This is a genomic window from Planococcus sp. ISL-110 (assembly GCF_018613575.1).
In the GTDB taxonomy this organism is placed as follows: domain Bacteria; phylum Bacillota; class Bacilli; order Bacillales_A; family Planococcaceae; genus Planococcus.
The window spans coordinates 28,571-47,027 of record NZ_JAGGPX010000006.1 but is presented as its reverse complement, the minus strand read 5'-3'; the positions used below and the strand labels follow the sequence as shown (position 1 = coordinate 47,027).

Below are 18,457 nucleotides of genomic sequence, written 5' to 3'. Positions count from 1 at the left end.
TCCACTCTCCTTTATTCTTCATAACTTCGTTACTAAAAGTAGTTATTATGTGACGAACTATTCGCGGCGAAGATCCCATTTTCAGGAATGCGTGTATGCATGAAAACTGTTGCTATACCAGTGCTCCCAGGCTTATCCACTATAAAACATTGACAGATTTGCAACTATCGTCTAATGTTAACTACGCGATGAGCTCGTTTGCATAAGACGGACAAGCACTCTTTCGGGAAACACGTTGTGGAGCGTGGCTTGATACGCCGCAAACTATCGAAACCATCTTGCCCTCGGGCAAGGTGGTTTTTTCTGTTTATGGTCAAAAAAGTCTAGACGTCTGCCTAGAATAACTAGCTTAGAGACGAATATACAGGTCTACTATAACTATTATCAGGTGAAAATCCAATATTTCATCTGGCTAGCAAATTTTACTCATATCAAGGTGAAAAAAGTCGGCTTACTTTACACTTTACACTTTACATACCTGGCGAAGGGTTTGTTTGCGGGATACCCGAGTTTATTTGCGCAAAAGCGAATTTCTAGACGCTGATGAAAATCCGCCGCTCTTCTCAACACAAAAGACCCTGCCCCCAAGCAAACCGCTCGGGGGCAGGGTCTTACAACTTTACAATTCGTAAACTCGCGCTTCAAACGGCAGCAATTGCTTTGGATCCTGCTGCTGGTAATTGTTCAACAGGCAGCGTGCACTTTCTGGCTCATCCCAGTAGCAGGCATACTCCGTCAAATTGGTGATGACCAAGAGCGTTTTTTCTTCATTCGTGCGGGTGTAAGCATAAATCGATTCGTGGCCGACATCCTCAAGCTCGTAGCTTCCATAGACGAGAACATTCTGTTGCTTGCGCAGCCAAATCATTTTCCGGTAAAACCAGAGGACTGAATGCGGATCGCGCAGCTGAGCTGCCACATTAATTTCTTCATAGTTCGGATTGACGCGGAGCCAGGGCTTGCTATTTGAAAATCCGGCATTCGGGCTGGCATCCCATTGCATCGGCGTGCGTGAATGGTCACGGCTTTGTGCCTTGATGATCGTCATTACGGCGTCATGCTCCATGCCTTCCGAACGGTTGAAATGGTAAAGGTTATGCGTTTGGATATCGTTGTAATGCGCCAGTTCTTCAAACGGCGCATTGGTCATGCCGATTTCCTGTCCTTGGTAGATGAACGGCGTACCCTGCATGAAGAAATACATGCAGGCGATAGCCGTTGCACTTTCACGCCAATATTCCTGATCATTCCCCCAGGAAGATACGATGCGCGGCTTGTCGTGATTTTCGATGAACAGCGCGTTCCAGCCGTGGCCTTCCACAGCTTTTTGCCATTTGGTCAGCACTTCTTTTAGTTTTGGTACGTCGATGCCCGTTACCGAATCGGTATCCCATAAGCCCATGCTTTCAAATTGGAACACCATATCGAATTTCCCGTCGTCCTCGGAAATCCATTCCTTGATATCACTTGCCTGAACGCCATTCGCTTCGCCGACTGTCATAATATCGCGTTTCGCAAATGTCTCATCACGCAGTTCCGCGAGCAACGGCTGTATCCCTTTAACGTTCATCATTTTGTCCCAGGCCTGTACGTACAGATTCTGTTCCGGATCCTCGATGTCGCTTATTTCTTTTTTGATATGGCTGATGGCATCTACACGGAAGCCATCGATTCCTTTATCCAGCCACCAATTGACCATGTCATACAAAGCCTGCCTTACTTCTGGATTTTCCCAGTTCAGATCCGGCTGCTTTTTGGAGAATAAATGCAAAAAATACTGTTTCGTTTCCTGATCATATTCCCAGGCCGAACCGCCAAAAATACTTTCCCAGTTGGTCGGCTCATCACTCCAAATATACCAATCGCGCTTGTCGTTATCGCGCGAAGCACGTGATTCCATGAACCATGGATGTTCATCACTTGTATGATTGATCACCAAATCGATGATCAATTTCATATCCCGCGCATGCACTTCTTCGAGCAGGCGATCAAAATCCGCCATCGTACCGAACTCTTCCATAATCTCCTGATAGTCGCTGATATCGTAGCCGTTGTCATCATTGGGTGATTTGTACATCGGACAAATCCAAATAACATCAATGCCAAGGTCTTTCAAATAATCCAGCTTGCTGGTCACCCCGTTAATATCGCCTACGCCGTCATCGTTTGAATCCTTAAAACTCCTCGGATACACCTGATACGCAACTGCTTCTTTCCACCATTTCTTGTTCATAACTGATCCCTCACAAAGACCTTGGCCACTCTTCCAATCAATCAATCGGCCTTAACCCCTGATTTAGTCCGAAGATGTCCGAATGTCTATTTCAACTTTTATTCACTTCCATTATCCAGCAACATTTTTCTAGAAAAACTATTTACAAGTTGATAGTGTAGCAGAATTCGCAAAAAATTACCAAGGCATCATACCGAATTTTTCAATAGATTTTAGCCGGCGCAGTCACCCTCTTCCATTTTTATATCTTTTTATATAACCGCTCTACCAATAAAAAAACCTCTTTTGTGAAGTTTTCTGACATTAATTCAATGATACCGTTTCCATTTGAAGATATTTATGATTTCTGACAATTCTCTTCCTGAAATCGGTTAATTTACTCTTTGTGAATGACACTTGAATACTATTGTTTTTATAATTTTCAGCTTTACAGGTTGATTAAAGAACTAACCTGTAAATTGTGTATATTGAGAAAAGTTCTGAAGAATTTGCAGCAGCCGATGTGGCGTGAAAAAAACTGCTTTCCTTCAGCATCATTAAAAAAATCAAAAACTAATCTTTTTTCTTATTCCACTGTTAACTTTCTGGAATTCGGGAATAGTAGTGTATCTGGAAAGGATGATACACAATGAAAAGCAAAAGCAAATTAGCATCCGCCTTGCTCGCTATTTTCCTTGGCGACTTTGGCGCACACAAGTTTTACCTTGGGCGTCCAGGCATGGGGATTCTTTATCTATTATTCTTTTGGACTGGCATTCCCGCAGTCATCGGAATCATCGAAGGAATCTTATACCTTCTGCAATCTGAAGAAACTTTTCAGGAAAAGCATGGCCGACGCTAAAAACAGCCGACTGCTTCTACAGGGTTAAGGAGGGAATCTATTTTGCAGCTTGAACCGATTCCTGACCATCTGCAGGAAGATTTGAAAATTTTATTCGTCGGCTTTAATCCAAGCATCCGTTCTTCTGAAACCGGCTTTCATTACGCCAATCCGAACAACCGGTTTTGGAAGATCCTTGACGAAGCTGGGTTGACGCCACGAAAATACCGGCCCGAAGAAAACTGTGGCCTGCTCACCCTTGGCTACGGCCTGACGAATATCGTCGCGCGGCCGACCAAAGAAGCTGCGGAGATTTCCAAAGAGGAATATATGGAAGGCGCCAAACTGCTGGAGCAAAAAATCAGGAAGTTCCGGCCAAAAGCCGTCTGCTTTGTCGGAAAAGGCGTCTACCAACAGTTCAGCAAAAGAAAAGCCGTTTCCTGGGGTCTTCAAAAAGACCCGGTCATCCCGGGCGCCGTTGAATATGTTGCGCCCTCCTCAAGCGGATTGGTGCGCATGAAGCTGGATGACATTGTTGAGATTTACAGCGGTTTAAACAACTACAATTGAAAAAGGCCGTCCTCTTAGCACAAGAGGACGGCCTTTTTGTTTGTCATTTACTGCAGCAATGCCGCGATTTTTCGAACCGTATTGACGTTGCGGACCGTAACGCGCCGGTAAAGGGCTGACCCAATAATCTTCACCGTGCCGCTTTTGGTGACTTGCTCCCTATCCACCGACCAAAGGATAGCACCGGGCACATAGCTGACACGGTCGATTCCCGGCTTGGTCACCAATCCATCCAGCACATCTTCGCCGTCTACATCCTGCCACAAAAACAATACACCACTTTTCATCTGCGAGTCGTTTGACCAATTTTCAGGAATGGCCTCTGTGATTTCCCGAACCTCTTCTGAACTGTAAATCAGCACATTGATCTGCTGTCCAAACTGGCTGTGGATTGCTTTTTCCAAAATTGGCGCCAATTGTTCTTTCGGATGAACATCGTCAGCAAAAAAAATATTGCCAGAATTGATATACGTAACGACAGACGACATTCCAGCCTCTTCAAAGGCCTGCTTCAGCTTCTTCATGTCCACTTTGTTATTGTCGCCTACATTGATGCCATGCAGCAAGGCCACATACATCATCGCAACCAACTCCTCGGTTAACAGGATTCTCTTCTAATAGCGCCCATTAAATCCAGCATCATCCATGATTTTTCTAAAGGCCCGATTTTGAACCGATGCTTGAAGATTGCCGATCAATTGCTCCAGTTCTCTGGAAAACAACTCATAATCTTCTTTTGCCAGCACCAGCTTCAGCAGGCACAGCACAGAAAACACCGTTGCTCCACCAAGGTTCCCTTTTTCCATTTCAAGCATGGACTCGACATCTCCAAGTTCCACCGGATGAGCAAGATGAAAACAGTACAGCACTTCCTCGTGGGCGGATTTATTGCGGTACGGAAACACGATGCGCAAGATGGCATCCAGATCGCTCGCTTTCAAGCGGACGGGTGCGTATTCTTTGCTGTATTCCTCCGCAAAGTCAGCGGCAATGCGATCCCGCAGTTCTTCGTCAATAACGGCATAGAAATGCGTGATCTGGCCAAGCGACAGAAAATTGACCAGCACCCAAAGCGGCACGTTTTTGTGCTTGTCGTAAAACTCGCGGATGGCCGGATATCTCACTTTGTCCCGTTTCTTATGGCTTTTGATCAGATTAGCAAGTGTTGACATGATGCGGTCACGTTCATGGTGATGCTGGCTGTCCACACTATAATTATCCGGATTCAGAAAGCTTTCCGTTTCCTTGAACTTTTCGGAAAAGCGGTATGCCACCTTGGACTTGATGTTTTTCTCGAACTTCAGCAATTCATTCAGCAACAGCAGCCGCAGCTTCCGGTCAAAGCTGTGCAGCGCATACAAATGGCTGAACTCTGTTCCTTTCTGATAGCGTTCAAAGCCATACGGATTAAGCCGTTCATCGTGCTCCAGGAAAGGCTCCTTATAGCCATCGATCAATGCGTAATAATTCTCGCGCGACAAAATCCGTTTCGCAGTCTCTTTATCCGCTACTTTCAGACCCCGCTCCTCGAGAATCTCCAGCTGTTCGTCGTGGGAGGCAAATTCCTTCACATGTCTCATCCTTTGCGTCTTCTTCTTCTTTTACTGTAAGCGAAACTCCTCCATTAATAAACCATATACCCCGTGTAACAAAAAAAGGCCGCTCCCTGGAAGTCCTATGCCAGGGTCGGCCAAACTGCATCCTTCAATTGTATTGCTACATACTTGCATCATTTAGTTCAAGCCATGGCTCACCATGGCGTCGGCCACTTTTTTGAAGCCTGCAATATTGGCGCCGATAATCAGGTTGCCGGGTGAACCGTATTGCGCTGCAGTTTCTGTGCACGTTTTGTAGATGGTTTTCATAACCTGCAGCAGTTTTTCATCCACTTCTTCGGCTGACCACGAATAGCGCATGCTGTTCTGGGACATTTCCATCGCAGAAACCGCAACGCCGCCTGCATTGGCGGCTTTCGCCGGCGCAAACAATACTTTATTATGCGTCAGCACACGCACCGCTTCTTCCGTGCAAGGCATATTGGCGCCTTCTCCCACGGCCTTCACCAAATTCTCGACCATGACCTGAGCGCTTTCTCCATCGATTTCGTTTTGTGTCGCACAAGGCAAGGCAATATCACATGGAATTTTCCAGATTTCCGATTTATTTTTGCCATACTCGGCATTCGGATGGCTTTCAAGATAATCGAAAATCCGTTTTCTATCGACTTCCTTCAGCTGTTTGACGGTTTCAACATCAATGCCGTCCGGATCGTAGATAAAGCCCTCCGAGTCACTGCAGGCAACCACCGTTGCACCAAACTCAATGGCTTTTTCCATGGCATAAATCGAGACGTTGCCCGAACCTGAAACGATGACTTTACTGCCTTTGAATGAATGCCCCTGATCCTTCAGCATTTCTTCAACAAAATAAACAGTTCCATAACCGGTTGCTTCTTTCCGGATTAGGCTTCCGCCATTTTCCGGATTTTTCCCGGTAAAGACGCCTGCTTCAGATGCATTCCGAAGACGTTTGTATTGGCCGAACATATAGCCGATTTCCCGTTTGCCGACACCGATATCTCCTGCTGGAACGTCGATGTCCGGACCGATGTGCCGGGTCAGTTCCGTCATAAAGCTTTGGCAGAAACGCATAATTTCACGGTCCGACTTCCCTTTCGGATCAAAGTCAGAGCCGCCTTTTCCGCCACCGATCGGCAGGCCAGTCAACGCGTTTTTGAAAATTTGTTCAAACCCGAGAAACTTCACCACACTGGCTGTCAGAGAGGGATGAAAACGCAAGCCACCTTTGAAAGGTCCGAGCGTGCTATTGAACTGCACACGGTGCCCCCGGTTGACATGAACATTTCCGGCATCGTCTTCCCATGTTACCCGAAAAGCAATCAACCTTTCCGGCTCAGAAATACGTTCCAAAATGCCTTGTTCCACATATTCCGGATGCTGTTCAAATACCGGCTGTAAAGAATCGAATACTTCCCAAGTCGCCTGAAGAAATTCTGCTTCTCCTGGATTGCGCTCTCTGATTTTTTTATGTACGGCTTGTATATATTCATAAGATGATTGCTGCTTGATTGGATTTTCCTGTTGGACAGTTGTCAATTGCGTTCAATCCTCTCTTGAAAAAACTATTTACGAATAATTATTCACATAAACTAATATTTATCTCTCATTATACAAACTGAACCCAGCTGTTGCAAACTAATATTCACCTATCAGAGTCCTGCTGATTTCCTACCGCCTCTTTTCTACACAGAAGAGAGCGCTATCATTGTCTAGTTCGCAGTGTTTTCAATATTTTTTGACAAATAAAGTTTTTTATAATAATAAATGCATTTTAAACAAACGCCTTCTCTTTTCTCTGTTCTTCCCGCCTGCTTAGCCGAATTCGAAACGCAAGAGCATTTTACATTCGGACTTCCCAATTCGGAATCCTATACCGAATTGGGATAGCCGGCCGAAATGATAGTTGTCGCCAATACCGCATGAAGCTCAGGATAGAAAAGCAAGAATCACACCGGAAAAAAAGCCAGTGTTAGAAGCAGAAGTTCTTTAAATCCAAAAAGCTCGCAGACAACTACTGGCCTGCGAGCTTTTCTGTATCAGGTGGGTTCTTTAGTTAAAGTCCACTGTGTCGTTGATCTCTTTATGGTCTTTTTCTGTATCTTTGTTGGTCAATTTCTTGACGAAAGTCTTGACTGACTTCAAGGTGTTTCCTGAATCCCAGTATTCAGCTGAATCGGCATCCACTTTGATCAGCACTACATTCGGATCATCCATAGGGAGTGTCCAGCATTTTGTCGAAGATCTGATTCCAGTATTCTTTTTCTTCGCTTCATCTTCGATAAATTCAGCAGTCCCGCTGATGGATACATATGAGTTTCCCGCATAAGCCAGGTCAACGTTCGGGTTGCTGGTGATTTCCTGGTACTTCTCCGTGTCTTTCATCGTCAGGTACCACAGCTCTCCATCAAACTCCACTTTCTGTGTTTGCATGGGACGTGAAATGATTTTATTGTTGGAAGAAACGGTCGTGAACATGGCCACTTTAATGTCCTTGATCAAACCATTGACCGTTTTGATTGACTCAAGATTATTTGTTGGATTGTTTACCATATTATTTCCCCCCCTAATAGATATTGGATTAAGTAAAGCGGATATGCTCCATAGAATTCCCGTTTTTGATTCTGAAAACGTCATTTCCACTTTTTTTGTTCTGATTAGCTTTCCGCTGTTCCGGGTAAATAATTACAACAGATGGAGAAACAAATACCAATTGGAGGTCGATTTTTTTATGGCTAAAACAGCAATCATCACAGGTGGCGGAAGCGGGCTCGGGCAGTCTGCAGCAGTTCGTTTAGCTGAAGAAGGCGTCAATATCGCAGTAGTCGATATTAGTGAAAAAGGCGGAAACGAAACCGTCGAGATGGTAAAGCAGCTCGGACGAGACGCCATTTTCATCAAGGCCGATGTAGCCAAAGCAGAAGAAGTAAAAAACTACGTGGAAAAGACCGTGGAACATTTCGGTACTATCGATTATTTCTTCAACAACGCGGGGATTTCAGGCAGCGGAAAACTCTTTCTCGATACTGAAATCAGTGAAATCGAAAGCATTGTCGGCATTAATCTATTAGGTGCTTTGTATGGCATGCGGTATGTAGCTGAAGTTATGATGAAAAACGGCGGTGGATCCATCGTCAATACCGCTTCTAGCGCAGGCGTCATCGGACAGGGTTCCGTGGTCACGTATTCCGCTACGAAGCATGGCATCGTCGGCATGACGAAAAGCCTGGTGGCAGAATACGCCAAAGATGGCTTGCGTGTCAATTCCATTGCACCAGGTCCGACTGAAACACCCATGGTTGAAGCTTTTTACCGCGACAATCCGGAAATGAAAGAAAATGCCACCTCCGGCATCCCGCAAAAACGACTGGGTACGCCGGAGGAAGTGGCAGAGTTGGTCACTTTCCTGCTGACATCAAAAGCCACTTATATCAATGGGGAAGTTATTCGCATCGATGGCGGCTTTACCAATACAAAATAGGCACAAACCAATCAAATAAAAAGGCAAACTCCATTTCGGGGTTTGCCTTTTTATTTGACTCAGTCGAAATCCTCTTTCACCGCTATTTTCTCTATGCCCTGATCAAAAATCAACTTATAAAAATACCCTAAAACTCATAAGAATTACATAAACCGCTCTCTCTACCCCACAAATACCTATGAAAAAAATCCTGACAAATCCAATATTTACATAAAGTTATTTGAAAATAATAAAATATTTCCTTGTAAAGTGATTATTCAATAATGTATAGTCTATACAAGAATGAATAACGGAGGCCAATCATGAATACTTTATTTCTGCTTCCCAATACTGACGAGGAAATTATTGATGCCTATGATGAAGATATTATTGTCACCACCCGGGAAGGCCGAATCATTAAAGTTTCCCCGCACAGTGGCGAGCCTTATGGAGTGGCCCCTGAAGAGCTGCTTGGAAAATCGGTTTATGACCTGGAAGCAGCAGGAATCTTTTCCCCCGCCATCACGCCGCTGGTGCTGGAGCAAAAGAAAAAGGTTGTGCTGCGTCAGGATACGCCTTCTGGAAGAAAAGTCCTGATCACCGGAATTCCGCTGTTCAACGACAAAGGCAACGTCGACTTTGTCGTCAGCTATTCCTATGATATGTCACAGCTGATGGTCATGAAAGAATATTTGGAGAACCTGGAATCGGAGATGTCCAAAGTTAAAAGCGAGCTGGCCCACCTGCGCAAACAGCAACTCCACGTCGAAGGCTGCGTCATGGAAAGCCCGTCTTCCAGCCGGGCACTTCAAACGGCCATTAAAATGGCGCAGCTGCAAACACCTGTCGTTATTCAGGGAGAGCCCGGCACGGGGAAAACGGCACTCGCTAAATTTATCCATTCACAGAGCAGCCGCCGCGACGCCGCTTTTATCGAAGTCCATTGCAGTGCCATCCCGGAATCGGTATTCGAAATCAGCTTTACGGGATTGGATGGAGAAGGCTATATGGGCCTGGCTGCTGGCGGGACCTTGGTGCTCAATGAAATTGACCAGCTCTCTCCGGCTTCTCAGGCAGCGCTGTTCAATATTTTGCAGCAACCGCACACTGCGCGGATTATCGCCATCAGCAACGCTTCGGTTGAAAAAGCTGTCAGCGATGGCCGTTTCCGGCAAGACTTGTTTTATTCGCTGCACCTGGCATCGATCGAATTGAAACCGCTGAGAGAGCGGCCGGACGACTTGGACCAGTCCATCAGCCTTTTTCTCGAAGAGCTCAACAATAACTACCAGCAGCAGAAATCACTCTCTGATGACCTGTACTTCCATTTGCTGCAATTGCCCTGGAAAAGCAACTTCCGTGAGCTGCGCAATGTGCTCGAACGCAGCTTTATCGAAAGCGATTCGGCTCTGGTCACACTCGATGACCTGCCCATCACCTATCAGCCAGATTCGGATGAACGCATCGGTTTTGAACTTGATGGCCAGACGCTCCCGCATATTCTGGAAGCCGTCGAAAAGAAAGTCCTGCTGAACGCACAAAAACGCTACCGGACCACCACTGAGATGGCCAACATCCTGGGCATCAGCCAGCCATCCGTCGTCCGCAAACTAAAAAAATACACCAACACACCATCTGGGGGGGAAATCACATGACCATACTTCAAAGCGAAAAAAAGACAATCCGACCGGCCGATACCTGGAAGTTTCTGATTCCTTCCATCATCGGCGCGCTGTTATTCCTCTTCCCAATCTCCTATAATGGCGAAGTGACCATCGGCGTCGGCATTCTGGCATCATTCCTGTTGACGACGTTCGGTGATGTGATCCCGCCATTTATTGTTATCCTGCTCGGCTTCTCAGCAATCGCCAGCTTAGCGGCGACTGCCTTAAAGCCTGCTTTTGTCCAAAAATCGCCTTTTTTACGCTCTATCTTCATTAATGGACCATTCGGCCTGATCGTCCGCGTACTCGCTTTTGCATTTGGCATCATGGCCTATTATGAAATCGGGCCCGAAGCGATCGCTTCACGGAATACTGGCGGCGTTGTTCTCTATGACCTGGCGCCAGTCCTGCTGACATGGTTCCTGTTCGCCGGGATCCTGCTGCCCTTATTGGTGGAATTCGGCTTGATGGAATTTGTCGGTACCTTGCTGAACAAAATCATGCGTCCTGTCTTCACCCTGCCTGGCCGCTCATCGATCGATGCCATGGCATCGTGGATGGGTGCAGCGCCAGTTGGCGTTTTGGTGACCATGAAACAATACGATGAAGGCAATTACACAGAGCGTGAGGCGTCCGTCATTGCAACGACATTTTCAATCGCTTCCATCGCTTTCAGCCTTATTGTCGCAAACGTCGTCGGCATCGGCCATTTGTTCCTGCCGTTCTATCTGGCTGTATCAGTTGCTTGTCTGGTAGCCGCTGTCATCATGCCGCGCATTCCGCCGCTGTCCCGTAAAAAGGATACATATTACGCACCGATTGGAAAACAGATTGATGATACTGTTCCTGAAGGTGTTTCCCTATTCAAATGGGGATTTGACGAAGCCCGCCGCAAAGCAAACGGCGCCGCAAGCCCTAAAAAACTTGCACAAGTCGGCATTGAGACAGTGCTTGATATCTGGTTGGCGTTGATTCCGCTGGTTATGGCTCTCGGTACAGTCGCCTTGATTGTTGCAGAATATACACCACTTTTCCAAATCGTTTCCTACCCGCTGATTCCGGTACTGACCCTGATGGGATTGCCTGAAGCAGCTGCAGCTGCACCTACATTCCTTGTCGGGTTCGCAGATATGTTCCTGCCTGCTGTACTCGGCAGCGGCATCGAAAGCGAATTGACCCGCTTTGTTCTGGCCGGTGTATCTTTGACGCAAATCATTTATATGTCTGAAATCGGCATTTTGATCCTGCGTTCGAACATACCAGTGAAATTCTGGGAACTGGCTGTAATCTTCGTTTTGCGCACCATTATCACATTGCCGATTCTTGTGTTGTTCGGCCATTTGTTCGTATAAAAAACTCCACTTCCAGAATTTTGAATCTGGAAGTGGAGTTTTTCTGTCGTTTTCGATCCATATAAAAAGCCGCATGTCGGTATGCGGCTCCTCTCTTTACAGCACTCATTATACCCAGCGATGGAAGATAAAATAAGATACGATGAGCACAAGCATAATGACGGAAATAATGAGCATGGGCATAAGCCCAAAGGTGGCTTCCATTTGAACTCCTCCTCCTTTTTCCCTTATCATACTCCGCTTTATCAAAAAAACAAAATATTCAGATTTTAATATTAAAGAGCCAGAAATAACCCCCATAAGTAAAATTTATCTATCCAGAATCCTGAAAAAAATGTAAAAAGCTTTGCCGTTAACCTTAATGGTTAGCGGCAAAGCCTTTTTTGTGTGTCTCTGATTTGACTAAATCAGATTATTTCTGATGCAGGATTTATTGCGAATTAGCCAATACAACGCTGAATAGAACCAGGCCGAAGCGGTTGAATTTTTAAAATAAAACCAATTATTAAATTGATTCAACTGACCAACCTTATCATTGTTTCGGGAGTCTAACAACCTAAGTTTAAAAATCGCCGCTTACAATACTTTCGCATGGCTCGTTCCAGAAAAAAGTGACCTGATTTAGGAACTCAATTGCTGTTAAATACTACTAATGAAAAAAATCAGTCTCGCCTAAAGCTGTTTTCTGGAATAGAAAGCGAAATTTATCCCTTTAATCAATATATATTTATTGTAATTCGATAAACACCATTTTATACTGTAAGCAATCTTATACAAGCGAGGTGCTTTAAAGTAAAACGGGAAACCCTGTTTTTAAAAATCGTTCTTTTTTTGATGGCCCTGCCAGTAATGGCTGCATGCATCTTTGTGGTGCCCCCGCTGTCGCAGTTTGTCGGAGAAGTCATACCGCAGTGGGCATTTTTGCAATACTTCTTTTTAATTGCCCTGTACGGTACTGCGATCGCTTATTTTGTGGCCTTGTATCAGGCAATGAAGCTTTTGGGCTATATTGACCGGAACACCGCCTTCTCGGAAAGATCCGTTGCGGCACTGAAGAATATCAAATACTGCGCCCTCACTATCACTGTGCTGTACATTCTGTGCCTGCCGATTATCCTCTACACAGCAGAAGTCGATGACGCGCCTGGCCTTGGCGGACTCGGAATGGTCATCACATTCGGTGCCATTGTCATTGCGGTCTTTGCAGCGGTTCTTCAAAAACTATTGGAAAACGCAATAGAAATAAAATCAGAAAACGATCTGACAGTCTGAGGTGAATGATATGGCAATTATAATCAATATCGACGTGATGCTGGCCAAACGGAAAATGAGTGTTACCGAGTTATCGGAGAAGGTCGGCATCACCATGGCCAACTTGTCCATCCTGAAAAACGGCAAAGCAAAAGCCGTTCGGCTATCCACTCTGGAGGCAATCTGCAAAGCACTGGATTGTCAGCCTGGGGATTTACTGGAGTATCGGCCTGAAGATGAGCCGTCCGTATAGGCAGCGCCTATTCAGCCTGTTTACATTGTCTTATCCCAGACCTTCAAGCTGCTGGGCTATATCGGCCAAAATCGCGCATTTCCAGCAGCAAGAAAAGAAAGTAAAAAAAATCCACTCACAGCGAATACTGTGAGTGGATTTTTTTCTTCTTGCTAAATGAAGAACGGAATGAATATGCTGGCCAGCAGCAAAATCAGCGCACCGCCAAGACGGGAGGAAATCTGCGCAAATGGCATCAATTCCATCCGCCGTGCTGCAGACAGCACAGCAACGTCGCCTGTTCCGCCCATGTTTGCCATGCAAAGCCCGGCTGTAATGGCCGCTTCGATCGGGTAGAAGCCCATGAACTTTCCGACGATGCCTGAACCGATGACCGCGCCTAGAACCACAGCAAGAACAATTAGGACATATTCAATGCTTAATGCATTCAAGACAGCAGCCAAATCTGTGTAAGCGACACCGATGCCGATCAACAGGGCATTGGTCCAGTTTCTCGCGACAAATTCATACCACTGGCTTGCGCCTTCCACAATAATCTCCGGCATGATATTCGCCACTTTCAGGCCCGCCACCAGGATGATCATGATTGCGTATGGATGCAGCGGAATCAAATCACCCAACAGGTTCCCTAAGACATAAAACGATACGGCAGCCAAGACACCAATGCCCATTTTAGCCAGGTTGTATTCCGGCGATTCTTTTTTCTCGTAATGGAAGCCTTTGATCAACTGCCCGTTGCCTGTCAAACTCGGATACTTCTTGCCGACAATGTTCAATACACTGGCAAGAATTATAGCAAACACGTTTCCGAGCGCCAGTGCAGGCACCAGGATCGACAAATAATAACCAGGCTCGTTTCCAAGCATCTCGGAATAGACTTGTGACATCGGCACTGCACCAGCACCCATGCCTCCGCCCATAATTGGCATTGCGATGACCAAAACAGCATCCTGAACACTGAATCCAAGCACCAGACCGACCAATGCTGCCAGCGCCACTGCTCCCGCAACCGCTGCCAGTAAAGGCAAAGCATAGCGAACGCCAGCTTTGACCAGTACTTTCGACTCCATCCCCAAAATACTGCCGGTGATCAACGCGGCAATATAGAAGTTCAGGAAGTCTCCATCTTTCATGAATTCTGTAATGAGCGTTGATGTCGTTTCAGGCATCAAACCGCTGTAGACCATATAGGCTGAACCAAATATAGCTACAATCGCACCGCCGCCTAAAAATGTACGGACGATCGGGGTATGGTCTCCGATCCAACCAAGCAGTTCACCGAGGACCATAATGATCAACAAAGCTCCAATCATGCCTGCCGGCAGGTTATCTGTATACATGGCATAAAGGGCGATCGCCGCAAAAATGCCAAACCATAGAACGGGGATATTAAATACTGAAAGCGTCCCTAAGTTTTTTTTCATCGGCAGATCTGCCGGTATTTTTCGTTTTGTTTCTTCCATTTTTATCAACTCCATCCTGTTTTCTTCTGGTCCAGGCAGCCTGTCAGCCCAACCCTTTTCCATATTTTTTTGATGATTGACAGCCGTTCAAGGAAAGCGCTTTCAATCGATTAATACCAATCATAGTTAAATAGTCAGAAAACGAATACCTTATGAAAGTATTGAACTTATTGTAATTAAAAAAAGCAGCCGGGTTGGCTGCTTCTACAAATAAGATGTTATGCGTGATCGACTTGATTCTTTTACCAGGTAGCGGTAGATTGGCCGGCCGATTCCGTAAACGAGGTTTTCTTCGAGGTAGCCGATTTCGGTCAGGAATTTTAAATACTTTCTCACTGATACCCTTGAAATATGGCTGATTTCCGCGATATCTTCCGTCGAAAACGTATCCTTTTCTGCCTGCAGCGTCACTTCAATGATTTTTTTCAAGGTCGTTTTCGTCAACCCTTTCGGCACTTTGCCGACGCTCGAAGTTTCTTGAACTGGCTCGCTCTTTTTTTGAAGCATCCGGTCAAGCTCCTGCTGGTCCACTTTACTCTTGTCACCAAGCCCATCATAATGATTTTTATATTGCATCAGCGCGTCTTGGAAGCGGCTGAACTCGAAGGGTTTGATCAAGTAATCGACTGCCCCGAGCCTCAACGCCTGTTGAATCTGACTGATTTTAGAAGCGGCTGTAATGAGGATGACATCCAGGTCCTGTTTTTCTTCCCGGAGCTGCCTCAAAAAGTCCAGGCCGTTCATTCCGGGCATATGGATATCAAGCAACAGCAAGTCCACTTCTGCCACAGCCAATAATTCGAACGCTTTCTTCGTATCGGCTGCATGGCCGATCACCGTAAAACCATCCACCCTCGCAACAAATTGGCGGTTCAATTCCGCCACCATCGGATCATCTTCTACAATCAGTACATTGATCATTCTTTTTCGCCTCCTGCTTCATATGGAACGATGATGGAAAACACGGTTCCATCCTGTTCCGGCATAAGGTCAATTGAACCTTCCAGTTTTTCCGCACTGTTTTTCGCCAAGTAAAGGCCGAAGCCTCGATCTTTCCCTTTTTTAGAAGAAACGCCTTTTGAAAAAATAGACTCTTGGATGCCTTCAGCAATGCCAGGACCCGAATCTGCTATGGTCATTTCCAACAATTCATCGATATAGGAAAAACTTACGGAGATGACCTGCTTTTCACTGTCCTGGATACTGTCAATCGCGTTGTCGATGACATTGCCAAGGATTGTGATGAGCTCATGTGTAACAGCCGGATCTTTCGGCTGTGGAATTTCCGTTTCACATTGGAATGCGAGTTCGACGTGCGCTTCCCTCGCATAACTGATCTTTCCAATAATAAAACCCGACAGAACGGGGTCTTTGATATACTGCGTGACCACACCGACTTCATGGACTTGATGATCAACCAGCTTGGCAATAAATTGCTGTACTTGGCCGTACTCTTCGAGCTTGATCATGCCGAGCAACACATGTAGCTGATTCATGAATTCGTGGGATTGTGCTCGAAGCGTATCCGCATACAGCTGGACGCCTGTAAGCTGTTCCGCCAGCAGATTCACTTCTGTTTTATCCCGAAATGTGGCAATTGCCCCAATCACATGATTGTTGACCACAAGCGGAACCCGGTTTGAAATTACAGAAACCCCGTTGAAATTCTGCTCTTCGTCCAAAATCGGCTGTTTTTGATTCAACATCTGTTCCAGCTTGGCCCCTGGCAGAAACACACTGATGTCGATCCCAACCGGTTCTTTGTTCATTAAGCCGGCCTGATGAAAAATTTGTCTCGCCGATTTATTGACCAAAACAATCTTTGAATCTGCATCAATCGCAATAATTCCTTCATGGACAGACTGGAGCATTTGGTTCCGCTCTTCATGAATGCGTGCGATTGCGTACGGTTCCAAACCAAACAGGCTTTTCTTGATATACCAGGCCAGCCAGAAGGCGCCGATGATACCCACCAATAGGCCAATAGCAGAACCCATCAAGATTTTACTTTGGCTCTGCTGAATAGCTGACTCTACTCTGTCCAGTGAAATTCCGACTGCTACGGCGCCGATCTGGTTTTCCTCATTATCCATGATGGGTGTGAATGAACGCAGCGATTTCCCAAGCGTCCCTTCTGCCAGAGACGTATAGTCTTTTCCTACAAGTACCTGCTTTTCATCCCCACCGATAAATGGTTTCCCGATCAGTTCAGGAACTGGATGAGATTTCCGCAGTCCTTCCATATCCATAACGACGATAAACAGCACATTCGTCGCTTCCTGGATGGTCATCGTGTAATCCTGGATTCCCGCTTCCAGCTCTGGGGACAGCAACCCGTCACGTACTACTTGAGACTCCGCGACAGTCCGTGAAATATTAACAGCTTTTTCTTCTATTTGATTTTCTATATTTGCGCTTGTCGCGTCAGTGATGAGAAGGATGGTGATCGACAGCGAAATCAGGACCACCAGACAAATAAAGAAGATGATGATGGAGCTCAGTTTAAAGCGTGGTGAATTCATTGGTTGCCGCTCCGTTTCTTTTATCATTTGCCGGCCACTTTTCCCGAGGGCAAAATTGCCATCAACATAAAGCGGAGCCGAACCCTTCTGCTATTCTACTATATAAGCGGAACGGAAGAATCAGTATTTTATACGGTTTATAAAGAAGAAACTATTTAAAGAGGAAGCTTTCGGAATACCACTGTCAGAGCAACACATGCAAAAACTAACTAGCCCAACTTATAAAAACCCAAAAAACCGCTGCCGGGATTTCTTATCCCGGCAGCGGTTTTTTGCACTTAGTTAACCCAGCTTTTGCCCACAATTCGGGCAGAACTTGGCGCCTTCGTTTTTCTGGCCGCAGTTTGGACAGAAGTTCGGCACCGTCTTTTCGCCGCCGTCTGACTGTGAGGCTGACCCGCTCGAAGCTGCACCGGCTGTGTTCTGCTGCTTGCCGGCATCCGATTCTTTCTGGCCGTCCATCATTTCTTTGGCGATGTTCATGCCCATCATCATACCAGCCATGTCAGAAGCCGTATTGGATCCGGACGATTTGCCCATGGCGTCAGCCACTGAAATCTGCTGGTATTTCGCGACGTCTCCGACCATGCCGTGCGACGCGTTTTTATTGATCATGTCCTGGATTTCTTTTGGATAGTTAAAGCTCATGATCTGGAATCCGGTAACTTTCATGCCGTCATCCATGAGCTGCATGTTCAAATCGTCCTGGATGCCCTGGCCGATTTCATGCGCATTGGCCTGCAGGTTGAACATATCCTTGCCTTCTTTGGTGATCCATCTCATCAAGAGCTGATCCAGAATCGCAGTGATGCGGATTTTCACATCGTCGACGACGTAGCTGTTCCGGACACCCGCAATCTTATCAATCAAGCCAACATAGTCGCTGACCTTGAATTGAAACGTGCCGTTTGCGCGAATCGGCATGCCGCCTGGCAGCTGCGGCGCCGGGATGTTGATCGGATTTTGCGTGCCCCATTTGACTGTGAACTCTTTAGTGTTCACAAACAGCACTTCCACACGCATACCGCTGTTAAAACCGAAGCGGTAACCTTTCAAGGTCGACAGGAACGGCACAATTTCCGATTCGATATCGTATTCCCCTTCGTCTTCAAAGATCCCTTCAACCTTGCCGTTATTGATAAAAATAGCATCCTGGCCCGGACGAATGATCAGCCGGCTGCCTTTTTTGACTTCGTTGTTGGTCCATTTCCAGAAAATCATATCTTCCCTGAATTCTTCCCATTCCACCACATCTGAAAATTGATTGCTGAAAAAACCCATTCTGTCTATTC

Annotated in this window: 16 protein-coding genes; 7 read left to right on the top strand and 9 right to left on the bottom strand. The window is 46.1% G+C overall.

The genetic code is table 11. The features are described from left to right. Positions 1 to 619: 619 nt before the first annotated feature. Positions 620 to 2,233 (bottom strand): glycoside hydrolase family 13 protein, encoded by a 1,614-nt coding sequence (locus J7I83_RS03250; RefSeq protein ID WP_215099250.1) that lies wholly within the window; start codon positions 2,231 to 2,233, stop codon positions 620 to 622. A gap of 628 nt (positions 2,234 to 2,861) precedes the next feature. Between J7I83_RS03250 and J7I83_RS03245 the strand changes: the two genes are divergently transcribed. Both J7I83_RS03245 and mug read left to right on the top strand, forming a co-directional pair. Beyond that, entirely contained in the window at positions 2,862 to 3,074 is a 213-nt protein-coding gene (locus tag J7I83_RS03245; RefSeq protein WP_215099249.1) for a TM2 domain-containing protein, read from the top strand. A 39-nt stretch (positions 3,075 to 3,113) separates the two neighbouring features. Further along, positions 3,114 to 3,623 (top strand): G/U mismatch-specific DNA glycosylase, encoded by a 510-nt coding sequence (gene mug, locus J7I83_RS03240; RefSeq protein ID WP_215099356.1) that lies wholly within the window; start codon positions 3,114 to 3,116, stop codon positions 3,621 to 3,623. Positions 3,624 to 3,670: 47 nt separating this feature from the next. Here mug and J7I83_RS03235 read toward each other — a convergent pair whose 3' ends face one another. From J7I83_RS03235 to J7I83_RS03220, 4 genes are all read right to left on the bottom strand, one after another. Further along, on the bottom strand, positions 3,671 to 4,204 hold the full coding sequence (locus tag J7I83_RS03235) for a DUF1697 domain-containing protein (protein WP_215099248.1): 534 nt from the start codon (positions 4,202 to 4,204) through the stop codon (positions 3,671 to 3,673). A 33-nt stretch (positions 4,205 to 4,237) separates the two neighbouring features. Continuing rightward, a complete protein-coding gene (locus tag J7I83_RS03230; RefSeq protein WP_215099247.1) occupies positions 4,238 to 5,203 on the bottom strand; it encodes an Abi family protein in 966 nt (321 codons plus the stop codon). A gap of 153 nt (positions 5,204 to 5,356) precedes the next feature. Continuing rightward, the gene (gene gdhA, locus J7I83_RS03225; RefSeq protein ID WP_215099246.1) at positions 5,357 to 6,739 is read right to left on the bottom strand and encodes an NADP-specific glutamate dehydrogenase; all 1,383 of its coding nucleotides are present in this window, start codon (positions 6,737 to 6,739) and stop codon (positions 5,357 to 5,359) included. A gap of 513 nt (positions 6,740 to 7,252) precedes the next feature. Beyond that, positions 7,253 to 7,753 (bottom strand): pyridoxamine 5'-phosphate oxidase family protein, encoded by a 501-nt coding sequence (locus J7I83_RS03220; protein ID WP_251047421.1) that lies wholly within the window; start codon positions 7,751 to 7,753, stop codon positions 7,253 to 7,255. 178 nt (positions 7,754 to 7,931) lie between these two features. Between J7I83_RS03220 and J7I83_RS03215 the strand changes: the two genes are divergently transcribed. The 5 genes from J7I83_RS03215 to J7I83_RS03195 all read left to right on the top strand — a co-directional run bounded on the left by J7I83_RS03215 (position 7,932) and on the right by J7I83_RS03195 (position 13,180). Further along, entirely contained in the window at positions 7,932 to 8,681 is a 750-nt protein-coding gene (locus J7I83_RS03215; RefSeq protein ID WP_215099245.1) for an SDR family NAD(P)-dependent oxidoreductase, read from the top strand. Between the two features lie 302 nt (positions 8,682 to 8,983). Next, complete coding sequence (locus J7I83_RS03210) at positions 8,984 to 10,315, top strand: sigma 54-interacting transcriptional regulator (protein ID WP_215099244.1); 1,332 nt, start codon at positions 8,984 to 8,986, stop codon at positions 10,313 to 10,315. Continuing rightward, positions 10,312 to 11,676 carry a YjiH family protein gene (locus J7I83_RS03205; RefSeq protein WP_215099243.1) on the top strand — a complete coding sequence of 455 codons (1,365 nt, stop codon included), beginning with the start codon at positions 10,312 to 10,314 and terminating at the stop codon, positions 11,674 to 11,676. Before J7I83_RS03210 ends, J7I83_RS03205 begins: the two co-directional genes overlap by 4 nt. An 849-nt stretch (positions 11,677 to 12,525) precedes the next feature. Further along, the gene (locus J7I83_RS03200; RefSeq protein ID WP_251047420.1) at positions 12,526 to 12,948 is read left to right on the top strand and encodes a DUF2975 domain-containing protein; all 423 of its coding nucleotides are present in this window, start codon (positions 12,526 to 12,528) and stop codon (positions 12,946 to 12,948) included. Between the two features lie 10 nt (positions 12,949 to 12,958). After that, complete coding sequence (locus J7I83_RS03195; protein ID WP_215099241.1) at positions 12,959 to 13,180, top strand: helix-turn-helix domain-containing protein; 222 nt, start codon at positions 12,959 to 12,961, stop codon at positions 13,178 to 13,180. A 152-nt stretch (positions 13,181 to 13,332) separates the two neighbouring features. Here the strand turns inward: J7I83_RS03195 and J7I83_RS03190 are convergent, their stop codons facing one another. From J7I83_RS03190 to J7I83_RS03175, 4 genes are all read right to left on the bottom strand, one after another. Continuing rightward, the gene (locus tag J7I83_RS03190) at positions 13,333 to 14,643 is read right to left on the bottom strand and encodes a 2-hydroxycarboxylate transporter family protein (RefSeq protein WP_251047419.1); all 1,311 of its coding nucleotides are present in this window, start codon (positions 14,641 to 14,643) and stop codon (positions 13,333 to 13,335) included. Positions 14,644 to 14,847: 204 nt separating this feature from the next. After that, positions 14,848 to 15,564: a response regulator gene (locus tag J7I83_RS03185; protein ID WP_215099240.1), complete on the bottom strand. Its 717-nt coding sequence runs from the start codon at positions 15,562 to 15,564 to the stop codon at positions 14,848 to 14,850. Then, positions 15,561 to 17,192 (bottom strand): DcuS/MalK family sensor histidine kinase, encoded by a 1,632-nt coding sequence (gene dcuS / locus J7I83_RS03180; RefSeq protein ID WP_251047418.1) that lies wholly within the window; start codon positions 17,190 to 17,192, stop codon positions 15,561 to 15,563. The genes J7I83_RS03185 and dcuS overlap by 4 nt, the downstream gene beginning before the upstream one ends. 255 nt (positions 17,193 to 17,447) lie before the next feature. After that, entirely contained in the window at positions 17,448 to 18,446 is a 999-nt protein-coding gene (locus tag J7I83_RS03175) for an SPFH domain-containing protein (RefSeq protein WP_215099239.1), read from the bottom strand. Positions 18,447 to 18,457 lie beyond the last annotated feature (11 nt).